The sequence below is a fragment of the Prosthecobacter sp. SYSU 5D2 genome (genome assembly GCF_039655865.1).
Taxonomy (GTDB): domain Bacteria; phylum Verrucomicrobiota; class Verrucomicrobiia; order Verrucomicrobiales; family Verrucomicrobiaceae; genus Prosthecobacter.
On sequence record NZ_JBBYXL010000004.1, the window covers coordinates 37,977 to 50,909 of the forward strand.

At 59.5% G+C, this 12,933-nt stretch carries 10 protein-coding genes; 9 read left to right on the plus strand and 1 reads right to left on the minus strand.

Annotated elements, in window-relative coordinates; genetic code table 11:
- Positions 1 to 22: 22 nt before the first annotated feature.
- The 9 genes from WJU23_RS07610 to WJU23_RS07650 all read left to right on the plus strand — a co-directional run bounded on the left by WJU23_RS07610 (position 23) and on the right by WJU23_RS07650 (position 10,956).
- Positions 23 to 994: a KpsF/GutQ family sugar-phosphate isomerase gene (locus WJU23_RS07610; RefSeq protein ID WP_346331951.1), complete on the plus strand. Its 972-nt coding sequence runs from the start codon at positions 23 to 25 to the stop codon at positions 992 to 994.
- A gap of 17 nt (positions 995 to 1,011) precedes the next feature.
- Positions 1,012 to 1,281 (plus strand): hypothetical protein, encoded by a 270-nt coding sequence (locus WJU23_RS07615; protein WP_346331952.1) that lies wholly within the window; start codon positions 1,012 to 1,014, stop codon positions 1,279 to 1,281.
- Positions 1,282 to 1,345: 64 nt separating this feature from the next.
- Positions 1,346 to 2,608 carry a CNNM domain-containing protein gene (locus tag WJU23_RS07620; protein ID WP_346331953.1) on the plus strand — a complete coding sequence of 421 codons (1,263 nt, stop codon included), beginning with the start codon at positions 1,346 to 1,348 and terminating at the stop codon, positions 2,606 to 2,608.
- The gene (locus WJU23_RS07625; RefSeq protein WP_346331954.1) at positions 2,605 to 3,540 is read left to right on the plus strand and encodes a CNNM domain-containing protein; all 936 of its coding nucleotides are present in this window, start codon (positions 2,605 to 2,607) and stop codon (positions 3,538 to 3,540) included. Before WJU23_RS07620 ends, WJU23_RS07625 begins: the two co-directional genes overlap by 4 nt.
- 75 nt (positions 3,541 to 3,615) lie before the next feature.
- Complete coding sequence (locus tag WJU23_RS07630; protein ID WP_346331955.1) at positions 3,616 to 6,183, plus strand: tetratricopeptide repeat protein; 2,568 nt, start codon at positions 3,616 to 3,618, stop codon at positions 6,181 to 6,183.
- Positions 6,184 to 6,300: 117 nt separating this feature from the next.
- Positions 6,301 to 6,732, plus strand: coding sequence for a GxxExxY protein (locus tag WJU23_RS07635; RefSeq protein ID WP_346331956.1), 432 nt, complete (start codon positions 6,301 to 6,303; stop codon positions 6,730 to 6,732).
- Positions 6,733 to 7,157: 425 nt separating this feature from the next.
- Positions 7,158 to 9,290, plus strand: a complete 2,133-nt coding sequence (locus tag WJU23_RS07640; protein ID WP_346331957.1) for a PAS domain S-box protein — start codon at positions 7,158 to 7,160, stop codon at positions 9,288 to 9,290.
- The gene (locus WJU23_RS07645; RefSeq protein WP_346331958.1) at positions 9,287 to 9,925 is read left to right on the plus strand and encodes a response regulator transcription factor; all 639 of its coding nucleotides are present in this window, start codon (positions 9,287 to 9,289) and stop codon (positions 9,923 to 9,925) included. Before WJU23_RS07640 ends, WJU23_RS07645 begins: the two co-directional genes overlap by 4 nt.
- Positions 9,926 to 10,029: 104 nt before the next feature.
- Entirely contained in the window at positions 10,030 to 10,956 is a 927-nt protein-coding gene (locus WJU23_RS07650) for a ThuA domain-containing protein (protein ID WP_346331959.1), read from the plus strand.
- 24 nt (positions 10,957 to 10,980) lie between these two features.
- On the opposite strand, the gene WJU23_RS07655 is transcribed toward WJU23_RS07650, so the two are convergent.
- A complete protein-coding gene (locus tag WJU23_RS07655) occupies positions 10,981 to 12,873 on the minus strand; it encodes an SMP-30/gluconolactonase/LRE family protein (protein WP_346331960.1) in 1,893 nt (630 codons plus the stop codon).
- Positions 12,874 to 12,933 lie beyond the last annotated feature (60 nt).

Below are 12,933 nucleotides of genomic sequence, written 5' to 3' on the forward strand. Positions count from 1 at the left end.
CTGACAGGCAGCGGCCCCTCGCATGAATCATCCTGAACTGGCACGCCGCGTCATCCGCCTTGAGATTGAGGAGCTTGAGCGCCTGCACCAGCGGATCGGCACGGCCTTTTCCGAAGCGATCCAGATGCTTCAAGACTGCCTGGCCGCACGCGGCAAGCTTATTGTTTGCGGGGTTGGGAAAAGCGGCAACATCGGACGCAAGCTGGCGGCCACGCTTAACAGCACAGGGGCCACCACCGTCTGTCTGGACGTCGGAGATGCTCTCCATGGCGACCTCGGGGTCATTGATCCCGGAGACCTCGCCATTCTCCTGAGCTACAGCGGAGAGACGGCTGAACTGCTGGGCCTGCTGCCGCACATCAAGCGCCTCAATCTTTCTACCATCGCCATCACCGGTGTTTGTTCCTCCACACTGGCGCGTCATGCGGACTGCGTTTTGGATGTCGCCGTGACCAAGGAAGCCTGCCCGCTGAATCTGGCCCCGACGGCCAGCACCACCACCATGCTGGTCCTGTGTGATGCGCTGGCCATGGTGCTGCTGGAAGCCCGTGGATTCCAGTCCTCAGACTTCGCCCGGCTGCATCCCGGTGGCTCCCTGGGGCGCGCGCTGCTGACACGGGTGTCTGATGTCATGCGGCAGGGTGCACAGGTGGCGCTCATCACTCCGGATACATCTGTCCAGGAGGCCCTGCAGGCCATGACACGCGCCCGCAGCGGCGCCGCCATTGTACAGGAGCCGGATGGCACCCTCGCCGGCGTCTTCACCCATGGCGATTTTGTCCGTGCCTTCCAAAAGGACCATGCCATCGCCGTGCATCCTGTTTCCCAATACATGACCCCGCGCCCGGTCAGCATCCAGGCGGACAAGCTGGCTGCCGAAGTGCTGGCCACCCTGCAGACCAATCGCGTGGACGACATCGTCGTCGTGGATGCAGAGGGCCGTCCCGTCGGCCTCGTAGATACCCAGGACCTCACCCGGCTGCGCCTCGTCTAACTAATTATTCAATAAATATGACCGACACTGAAGACCCTCCACTCGAACGCGATCTTGGCACCCAGCCGCTGGATTCCATCATGACCGGTGCCGGGCTGGACAATCATGACCTCGTCAGCGCCAGCACGGAGCCCATGACCCACAAGGCGGTGCAGCGGGCCCGCAAAGGCCGCCGCCTGACCGTGCATATGCAGCGCCGCATGGTCGCCGCCCTGAACAAGGCACTGGCGCTCAAAGAGACACCTCCGGAAAGAGAATGGCGCATGAAGGATCTATTTACGTATTAGCTCAGGAATGGCCCCTTGCCTTTTAAGGCTTGACCTGCTTCCTGCAGTTTAGATCCTCTTCACCGTGCTGCCCATTCTCCCAGTCGTCTCCTACCTGGCTCTCCTGCTTTTGCTGGCGGTCATCTCCGCCACGGAGACGGCCATCCATATGGCAAGGGATCTTGACAGCCAGCTTGGTTCTGCCAGAGCGGGCGTGGCACGGAAGCTGCGCAGGATCACGGAGAACCCATTCGTCCAGTTGCACCGCACCCTCTTGCTTTCCGCCACGCTGAACCTCGCCCTTGCCGCGCTCGGTTTGCACCTCGTATCCGGCCCCATGCGCAGCCTTGGCTGGAACCCGTGGCTTGCCGCGTCCATCCTCTTCATCGGCACCGTCCTCATCGGTGACATGATCCCCAAGTTTCTCGCTGCGCGATCCCCGTCCGCCGTCCTGATCGGCAGCCTCCGCCTGCTCAACCCCTTCCGCAGCATCCTGGACCCCATCGCCACATTTGCGGATCGCAGCACGGATGTTCTCATCCGCAAGCTCATCCCGCGAAAGCTCAAAACCCGCCTGCCCATCACCCGCGACGAGTTTGAAACGCTGGTTGAGATGCGGGAGGAACAGGGCCTGCTGGACGCTGCCGAGGCTGCGATGATCCGCGAGGCGCTGGAGATCGAAGGCCTCACTGTGCGCGACTGCATGGTTCCCAGGGTGGACCTCACACTCATGAGCGCCTTTGACAAGCCGGAAAAGAACACGGCCACCCTGGAGCAGTCGGCGGAGCGTTTTGTCGTCGTTTACGGGGAAACTCCTGATGTGGTGGAGGGTCTCATTGACACCCTGGCCTGGCGTCTGGCCGGCCGCCCCGCCTGGGCCAATCTGCTCCGTCCTGCCACCTTTGTGCCGGAGACCATGCCGGTGCTGGATGCCCTGGATACCCACCTGCAAAACACCACCCAGCCGGTGCTCATTGTGGATGAATACGGCGGGCTCGAAGGCATGGTCAGCCAGGATGAAATAGCCGACTGGCTGCTATACGAAGCCGCCCCCTGGCAGGGTGAAGGCGCGGAAATTCGCGATCTGGGCAACGGACGGTACCTCCTTGAAGGCGGCACCCGCATTGATGACGTCGCCGAAGCATTGAGCCTCTCTTTCCCGGACACGGACGGGCTGGACACCATTGGCGGCCTTGTCTTCAACCTGCTGGGCCACCTGCCCAAACCCGGTGAGCGTGTCCACCTGGATGCCGCCGACCTCAAGGTACGCCGGGTGGTCCGCGCGCGTGTGCAGCAGGTGGAGTTGCGCCTGAAAAAACCGCTGAATGAGGACCCTGACCGCTCATGACCTGGGTCCTCCTGCTCATCATTACCCTGACGCTCAGCTTCGCTCTGTCCGGGCTGGAAAGCGCCGTCATCGCCGTCAGCCGCGTGCGCGTGCGCCACGCCGCCGGTTCCGGAGACCGGCGCGCCATCCGCCTGCTTCCTCTCATCGAAGACCGTGATGCACTGCTCGGTGCCATCACCGTCACCAATCACATCACCAACCTTGCAGCGTTTCTCATCATCGCCTGGAAGCTCGTCCGCATCTCCGGCCCCTGGGATTACTTCATCGCCTTCATCATTGCCCTGCCCATTTTCCTCATCGGCCTGGAGGTCCTCCCCAAAAAACTCTTCCGCCGCTACCCTTTCCGCAGTCTGCGCACGCTGACTCCGCTGGTTCTATGCGTAGGCCAGGTCCGCCCCCTGTTCCGTGCCCTCGCAGATCCCAGGGCAGAAGCCGCCAGCATTCCGGACCAGTCCCACGGCCGTGATGACCTTCACCATCAGGCTGAAGTGCTGTCAAAGCAGGGCCAGCTCAGTCCGGGCGCGGCCAGCCTCATCCAGCGCAGCCTGCATTACCGCAGACTGCGCACCTCCGCCGTCATGCGCCCACTCACCCGCAGCATCGCCCTGTCCGGGGAGCTGCATCTGGAAACGGCCCTCATCATGGCCCGTGAGCATGCAGTCACCACCCTTCCGGTGCTTGGGGAACAGGGCCAGTTCGTCGGTGTACTGGACCTGGCCACCCTGCCCGCCCATTCCCCGCCTGACCGCCTCGTCCGCCATCACATGCGGACTCTGGATGCCGTCCATGCCAATGACAGCGCCCTGCTCACCCTGCAACGGATGCGCAAGCGTGCCCGCACCCTTGTTCTTGTTCTGGATGAGAAAAACGAACCCGTCGGCCTGGCGAGTGAAGAAGACCTGCTGGCTCATCTCATGGGCACCCGGAACTGACCAAGGCGGCTCCCAATTCACACTTCCGCCTGTCTCCGGACATTTGAGCACGATTCGCGCGATCTCGCACGTTCTATGCTTGTGATCACTGTCATGCGCTGCCGGTTTCTCCTTTTCATCGCCACCAGTTTGATGGCGCTGCATTCATCCCCCGGCCAGCAACTGGATGTCGAACGCCTGTTTGAGGACCGCAACCTAGCCCCCGTCGGGCAACTCCTGGCCACTGGCGATTACGAACTCTGCGGCCGCATTTGCGAAGCGGCCATCGCCCGCGGCATGAAGGCCCCGGAGTGGCGCCTCATGCGTGTCCGTGCCCTCATGCTCCAAGGGCAGGAAGCTGCGGCCAGGGATGAAGTGCAGCTCGCCATCGCCACCTACCCTGCCCACCTGGAGCTGCTTATGTTGCAGCATGAAAACGCCCTGCTCCTCGGCCGGCAGGACATCGCGGACCAAGCGCTCGCCGCCGTCAATGCAGCCGCTAAAACCAAACCGGCTCAGGATCGTTCCGCCCAGGAATGGGTTTCCCTCGGCCAGGCAGCGCTGGCCCTGGGGGCAGATGCCAAAAAAGTCATCGCGCAGTATTTCACTGTCGCTCAAAAGAAGGATCCCAAGCTGGAGTCCGCCTACCTGGCAGAAGGTCATCTCGCCCTTGAAAAGGATGATCCCGCCCGCGCTGCCGATGTCTTCCGTGCAGGATTAAAAGCCCATGGAGAGACGGCGGCGCTCCGCACCGGTCTGGCCAAAGCCTTTGCCAATGGCGACACGGAGAAGATGATGGAAAACATTGCCCGTGCCCTGGAGGTCAATCCCAACCAGGCCGGGGCCCGGCTCATGCGGGCAGAGATGCTCATTGGCTCAGAAAAATTTCTCGAAGCCGAAGCAGAGATTCAGAAGGTTCTCGACATCCGTGAGAACTGCCCCGAGGCGTGGGCGCTGCGCGCCGCCGTCGCCCAGCTCAGTGCTGCCGGACCGGAAAAGATCACCACGGCCCGTGCCAGAGGGCTCGCCCGCTGGGAAAAGAATCCCGCTGTGGATCACATCCTGGGCCGGGTCATTTCCCGTGCCTACCGTTTCGCGGAAGGGGCCGCCCACCAGCGTCAGGCCCTTGAATTCCAGGCCGACTACCTGCCTGCCAAGGTTCAGCTCTGCCACGATCTTCTCCGCCTTGGTGATGAAGAAGAAGCCTGGAAGCTGGCCGCCGACATCCGCCAGCAGGATGGTTACAACATCCAGGCGCACAACATCGGCCAGCTTGAAAAAGAGATGCGTGGTTACACCACCAAGTCCTATCCCGATTTCATCCTTAAAATGCCCAAGCGGGACTGGCCCATCTATGGCGAAAGCGCCCTGGCCCTGCTCCGGGAGGCCAAAGCCGCCCTCTGCCCCAAATACGGACTCGAGCTGAACCGCCCGGTCATGGTGGAGTTTTTCGGCGCGCAGCAGGACTTCGCCATCCGCACCTTTGGCAGCCTGGGCGGCCAAGGGCTGCTGGGGGTCTGCTTCGGCACCGTCATCACCATGAACAGCCCGGGCAGCCTGGCCCATGGCCGCAACAACTGGGAATCCACGCTCTGGCATGAGTTCTGCCATGTGGTGACCCTGACACTCACCCGCAACAAGATGCCACGCTGGCTCAGCGAAGGCATCAGCGTCCATGAAGAAAGCCTCAGAAATCCGGCCTGGGGCATGAAGATGAACGCCACCTTCCGCAAGATGATCCTGGAGGACAAGGCAGCCACCCAGGTCAGCCAGCTCAGCAGCGCCTTTCTCCAGGCCCCGGATGAGGACCACCTCATGTTCGCCTATTATCAGTCCAGCCAGGTGGTCGCCTATCTTTCGGAGCGCTTCGGTCCTGAATGCATCCAGGGCATCCTGGCAGACCTGGCCTCAGGCAAACGCATCAATGACGCCATCGCCGCCAATACGGAAAACATGGACCAGCTTGAGCAGGACTTTCACCGGCACCTGAAAGATCTGGCTTTGCAGCAGTTCGGCGCCCTGGCGGACTGGGACAAGCCCTCCCCGGAAGAGCTCAATCCGCTCGACCCCGAATCCCTGGCCAGCTACCGGAAGGAAAATCCCAAAAACCTCTGGGCCATCCGCCGGTATGCCGAAACCATGCTCAGCCAGGAGAACTGGGAGGAAGTCCTGAAAACGGCAGAGCTTCTCATTCAGCTCGTACCAGAAGACATCGGCGGCCAAAGTGGTTACCAGCTCAAAGCCGATGCCTTGGGCAAGCTCAACCGCATCGAAGAAGAAATCGAAACCCTCCGCCACATCGCCGCCCACGAGCCCGGAGCCATGGCTGTCTTCCTCCGGCTGATTGAAGTGGACACTGGCCGCCAGGACTGGCCATCCCTGCAGGTCAACGCCCGCCGGGCCATTGCTTTGAACCCTTTCCTGCGCACTCCCCAGCAGGCGCTTGCCACTGCCGCCGAAGCCCAAAGCCAGTCATCTGAGGCCATCGAAGCGAACCGGCGTCTGCTCCTTCTGGACCCGGCCACCGCTGCCGGCACCCATTACAGACTGGCCCGGCTGCTAAGGGAAACGGATGCATCCGCAGCCAAAAGACATCTGCTGGACAGCCTGGCTCTGGCGCCGCGCTACCGGCAGGCGCATGCCCTGCTGCATGCCTGGGAATAAGCCTCCCTCATTGCATTGCACTGCGCACGCAGGCTGGTCATGCAGTCACCTGCTTCTTTGACATTCGCCGCACCCTGCCTTCAGTATGCTGCCGTTCATTCCTGGGCATGTCCGCCCATGATCCGCCCGCAAGACTCTCCCGCCGCCACCCTCTCCATGGACGCCCAGGACCTGCCCCACATCGTCATCCGCGCCTGCATGACCGTGCATGCCACGCTCGGGACCGGGCTGACACGCGATGCCTATGAGGAGTGCCTGGCTGTGGAACTGCGGTCTTTGGAAATCCCCTTTGTGCGCGGCCAGCCGCTTCAGTTTCAATATCGCGGGCATCCGGTCACCGCCGCCGCCTCACTGGATTTTGTGATCGAAAACACGTTGCTCTTAAAAGTCCTTGCCTGTGATGCAGTCAGCGATCTTGACCGTCGTAACATGGAAACCTGGCTGAAACTCAGCGGGTTAAAAACAGGCATCATTGTGAATTTTCAGGTGCCAGTCCTCAGGAAAGGCATTCATCGTATTTCGCTAAAGCGGCGGGAAGAAAACGAGTGATTTGCCGAACCCTGCTCCCCTTTGTTCTTGGATTTGAAAGGGAGGACTGGTAGGTAAGGGTGAAGTTTACGGCTGAAAAATTTAAGAGGCATCTTCTGCCTACTTCGTGCGTATTTAAAAAAAAGAATTGCACCTAGCCGAAGACGGGCTTTCCTAAGGCTCGAATCTCATTCTTGAAAGCGCTGATATTTCTTACTTAAAACGTGAACCATCTGACCCAGCAAACTTATATTCTCCGCGATCATCATGATCGCGGAGAGCATGGGAGTCAGGGAAGGGGTGGCGCTAAAAGAACCGCATCTGATGACAGTCACCTGCTGTGCAGAATAGGGAGGCAGCCACCCTATGACGGAAGGGCTTATCAGGAGGATTCTTCAGAGGCTGAACCCCTGGCCAAGGCCTGGATTGATGGCATCGAAAAACGGGTGGCCTACATCTACGACTTCCCCAGCCAAAGGATCACCGCCAATGGTGACGCTCTCGCCAGCATCTATGGTTATACGCCTGGAGAAATTGACAACCTTCCGGAGGGCTGGGACAGCCTCGTCCATACCGATGATCTTCCTCGCGTGCGGGCCGGACGTGAATCTTTGTTCACCGGCCAGTCTGAATCCGTCTCGGTACAAATGCGCGTCGCCTGCAAAGACGGGCGCTGGGAGTGGATCCAGCATGACTGGCGTGCACTGGACCGGGATGCCAAAGGAGTGATGACCCGCAGTGTGGGCCTGGTGCAAGTCATCACCCCCCTTGCCCTTTCGACACAAGCTCTGCGCAATGAAGCCTCCCTCAATGCCCTGTGCCGGACCTTGGTGGAGGAATGGGTGGACGGCATTTTCCTGGTGGATGGCTCCTGGCGCATTCTCTTCGCCAATCAAGGCGCCCTTAACGCCCTGGGTTATACGCAGGCAGAGCTGCATGGCCGTTCCATTCAGTATGTGCTCCTGATGGATTCCGCACGGAAAAAGGAGCCCCTGCTGTCCAAGTCCTGCCAAAAGGTGACACTGCGCGGATCCCATATCCATAAGGATGGAAGCAAACAGAAGGTCGAAATTGTGCTCCGCCGTCTGCCTGGAGAGCGCATCCTCGTCACCATCCGGGACATCCGCGAGCAGCTTGCCGCTGAAGAATACACCCGCCGGCAGGCGGCCTACTACCGTGGACTTTTTGAGAACAACCCTTCTGGAGTCGCCGTTTTCGATACCACTCTCCAGATCACCAAAGTGAATTCCGCCCTGCGGCGCATGCTGGGTTATACCGACAGGCAGCTCACCCAGATGCGCATCCCCGATCTCCTAGAGGGCCAGAACCGCCCCGTGGACGATTTTTGGAAGCAGGCCGCCAGTAGCGGCTTCAAGCCTCAAAAGGACCTCGAAATCACTCTGAAAAGCAGGGAAGGCAAAAGCCTGTATGTCCATGCGGCCGTCACCTTTTTACCGGACAATGCCCAGGAAAGCGGCCAGGGCATCATCCTCTTCACTGACATCAGTGCCCGGCGGCAGGCAGAACAGGAGTTAAAAAGGCAGTCCCAGCTTAACGACACTCTCGTGCGTGAATCCGCCGCCATGATCGGCTTGGTGGATCTGGAAGGGCGCATTTTAAAGGTCAACCCGGCGGTTGAAAAAATCTCCGGTTACACCTCCAAGGAACTGGTGGGCAAAACGGTCTGGGAAAGCGGCCTGGTGGATCCCGAAGAAATCCCGCGCGCCAGGGAGCGCCTGAAAAAGCTTCAGGATGGAGCGCCGCGCGTCACCGCCATCTCCAGAGGCCGCACCAAATCAGGAGATCTTCGCACCATCCAGGTCCACAACACCGCCACCCGCAATGCGGACGACCAGATCGAAGGTTACATCATTACTGCGATTGACATCACCGAGCAGCAGCGTCTCCAGCATCATCTCATGGAGGCCATTGAGCAGGAGCAGGCCCGCATCGGGCACGATCTCCATGACGGAGTCGGCCAGCTTCTCACCGGCATCGGTGCCCTCGTTGAAATGCTGCAGCTCCGCCTCAGTGAAAATGAGAAGACCGAAGCCGGCCGTATTCATGAGCTCGTCCAGCAGGCCATCCAGCAGGTGCGCCAGCTTTCCCGCAACATGTCCCCTGCTGCCATCCAGCACCGGGACCTCGCGGCTTCTCTTCACCTGCTGGCGGATACCGTCCGCACCAGTTTCCGCCGGGAATGTGAATTTATTGCCGATCTCTCCGTCAAAATTGACGATACCACGCAGAGCACCCATCTCTTCAGGCTGGCCCAGGAGGCGATCAACAATGCCATCCGGCATGGCAATCCAACCCAGATCCTCATCAGCCTGCGCCAGGAGGATGCCAGCCACGCCGTGCTGGAAATTTTTAATAACGGACGCCCCTTTGACTGCCGGCCAGGCTCTGAAGGCATCGGCCTCCGCGTCATGAACTACCGCGCGAGCCTCATTCATGCTGATTTTTCGGTGAACTGCCCCCCTGCTGGCGGGGTCAAAGTCACCTGCAAATTTCCCCTGCCATCCGGTGGGGGCACACCCCAAGCGACAACCAAAACCAAACAAAAGCAAATACCGTGAAACATAAACTCTACATCCTGGATGATCACCCTATCGTGATCGAAGGTCTGAAGAAAATTCTCGAAAATCAGGAAGATCTCCAGATTGTCGGCAGTTCCGAAGACGCCAACAACGCCCTCGCCCAAATCCCCAAACTGAAGCCGGATGTCATCATCCTGGACATCACGCTCAAGGATCGCAGCGGAGTGGATCTTGTCAAAAAACTCAAGCAGAGCCATCCGGAAATCCACGTTCTGGTTTACTCCATGCATGATGAAAACGTCTATGCCGAGCGCTGCCTCCGTGCCGGCGCCATGGGCTACATCATGAAGGGTGAAAGTGCTGTCCGTGTGCTCCAGGCCGTACGCCAGGTGCTAGGCGGCGGGTTCTTCTTCAGCGCCAACCTGCTTGGCAGCATCGTCTCCGGCGGCGGTCCCCGCTCCGGCTCCCGTGGCGAACCTGGGCGCATGCTCAGCGACCGCCAGCTTGAAGTTTTCGAAATGGTCGGCCGGGGCTTTGATTCCCACGAAATCGCCGAAAAACTTCAGCTCAGCGCCAAGACCGTGGACGCTCACAAAGCCAACATCCGTCAAAAGCTGGGCCTCGCCTCTGCCCGCGAACTGCTCATGGAAGCCGTCCGCTGGGTGGAGAAATAGGATTTTCCAGACCTGACGATCAAAGTTCAAACCGCCCGGAGTATTGGGGTGCTCCAGGCGGTTTTTTCTTGCCGCCATGGCCTGCTCCGGGTTTTAACCACACCATGAAACCCATTTTACCGGCCTTGCTCCTCCTTGCCTGCACCCTGGTCTGGACTTCCCTTGCAGCCCCCGGCACACCTCTGCGCATCCTCATCATAGACGGGCAGAACAACCACAAGTGGGACATCACCACCCCGGTCCTCAAACACGCCCTCGAAAGCTGCGGTGCCTTCAGCGTTGAAGTTTCCACCACGCCCCCCAAAGGTTCCCCGGCAGAAGCTTGGGCCGGATGGAAGCCTGCCTTCGGCCAATACGCAGCCATCGTCAGCAACTACAATGGAGAGCCTTGGCCCGAGGCCGTCCGCAAGGACTTCGATGGTTATGTCAAAGGTGGCGGCGGCTTTGTCTCCGTGCATGCCGCCAACAATTCCTTTCCGGAATGGAAAGAGTATAACCAGATGATTGGAGTCGGCGGCTGGGGCGGACGGGATGAAAAATCAGGACCCTGGCTCTATGTGAAAGAAGGAAAACTGTATCGTGACACCAGCACCGGCAAAGGAGGCGCCCACGGGCCCCAGCATGAATTTGTGGTCGAAATCCAGGATGCCGCCCACCCCATCACCCGGGGGCTGCCCAAGCGCTGGCTGCATGCCCAGGACGAGCTTTACAGCCGCCTGCGGGGGCCCGCTGAGAACATCAAAATTCTGACCTCCGCCAAATCCGATCTCACCGCCGAACAGGAGCCCAATCTCATGGTCCTGGATTATGGACAGGGCCGTGTTTTCCACACCACCCTGGGCCATGCGGACTATTCCATGCTCTGCCGCGGCTTTTATGAAACCTTCCAGCGCGGAACTGAATGGGCGGCCACCGGGGATGTCAAACAAACGGCTGACATTCCATCAGACTTCCCTTCCGAAAATCAATTGAGCGTCGTGGAGCTGGAAGGGCATCCCAAACAGCCGCGCCCGGTGGCAAAAAAGCCCTGACCAGCATCCACCCAACCCAGGAGCTTAATGCTCATCAAGCTGGACGATGGAAGGCAGTCCAGGTTCCCAGACCACCACGCCCATGTGATATCCTGCATACTCGGGACTGTCTTTGGAATAGTACGCGGTGACAACCTGGCCGTTGGGCAGTTGGATGCTGCTGGGGTATCCACAGTCCCCATTAAAACTGTGGGCCAGCCGGACCGGGTCACTCCACATGAGCCCCCCGTCACCGCTGAATTTCGCACAGACTCCGAAGCGGCCTTGGACACGGACCCCATAGGTCAGCAGCAGGCGACCGTCTTTCAGACAGGTCAGATGCCCGTTGATTTCGTTTCTCTCCGTTGCACGCGTGACTTGTTTCCACGTCACACCGTCATCATCACTGCGGAAGATGTCCACAGCTTCAGCCCGGGCGGCGGCGATCCAGTTCTTCCCTTCCAAATGGAACAGTGTCGTTTCATTATGACGGGGACCGATGACTGAACCTGCCGTCCAGGTCAGCCCGTCATCCTCGCTGCGGAAGTGACAGGATCTGTAGCCTTGGGTCTTGGAGGACTGGGCAGCGTCTTTAAACTCGCCTTGATAACAGGAGACATGCAGCGCTCCATCCTCCCCTGCCCAGATGTCCCCAAACGGAATGTATTCCGTCCAGCCGGCCTGCGGTTTGGGGAAGGATTCAGATTGGCTCCAGGTGCGGCCACCGTTTTTGGAACGCATTACCCAGGTGCGCAGAATGGCGTCCCGGAACTTGTCCTGCTTGGGCCTGTTGGGTTGTTTCTCATTTGTCCATCCTGAGCAGAGCACAACAAGGTCTCCGTTGGCGGCCAGCCCCGCCGCGTGGTTCATGCGGATGGTGTCAGGTGCATGCCGGGTCACGGTGCTGCGCTTCTCCCACTTGACTCCGTTGGTGCTGGCCCAGCATTCGATGTCCCCTGCCATCGTTCCATGACCTGGCTGGTTGTGAATAATGGAAACGATGCTGCCATCCTTCATCAAAGTCAGATTGGGCCAGGCACAGACATCCTCGACCGCCGTCTGGAGCTGATACCGGCTGGGCCGTTTTTCCTTGCACACAGCCACCCGGTCTTGCGTGCGCTTCCATTCCATTCCGGGATCTTCCACACGGAACTGAACCAGCTGGCCGGCCTCCATTTCCGTAACGTAAACCGTGCATCCGTCAGGCCCCCCAAAGCAGAGATTGGAAGGTTTTTTACCTGGCAGGGTGATCTCCTGCAGTTCTTCACCGGCGGGGGAAAGCTTCACGACGGTGCCTTTGCCATGTCGCGTGATGTATAGGTTGCCCTTGATGTCCACCCTCATCCCGTCAAAGCCGTGGTCCGCGTATTCTTTGAGCAGACGCTTGCCGGCCAGGCTGCCATCAGGCTGGATGCTGAAAGCCCAGATCTTCCGCTGCACGCTTTCATTGACATAGAGGGTCTTGCCGTCAGGGCTGACGTCTATGCCGTTGGTCGTGCCCATGTTTTCGGCCACCAGGGCCGTTTTGCCCTGTCGCTCAATGCGCCAGATCTGACCCGTACCGGCCTTCCAGTCCGGGTCGCTGGCATAAAAATGGCCGTCGCTGGTCACCGCCAGATCATTGGGCTGGTTCATCCGCAGCTCATGGGCAAAGACCTGGATTTTTTTGGACTTCGGGTCAATTCGCAAGATGTTGTGCCCTGTGTAGTCCGCCACGTAAAGATAGCCGTCACTGCCAAAACGGATGCCGTTGGCCGTGCTGCCTGCGGGGAGATGAACAAACAAAGCCGCCTTGCCATCAGGTGTCGTTTTGCCAATCGTGTTCTCGCCACCAAACTTCACACAGAAGATGTTCCCATGCTCATCGCAGGCCGGTCCTTCGATGCCATCTGTGAACAGACCCTTTTCCGTCAATTCCGTGGCCTGGTACAGAGTCATGTCAGCCGAAAACAATGTCCCTGTCAGGAAAAGGAAAGAACAAGCGAGAAGTTTATTCAT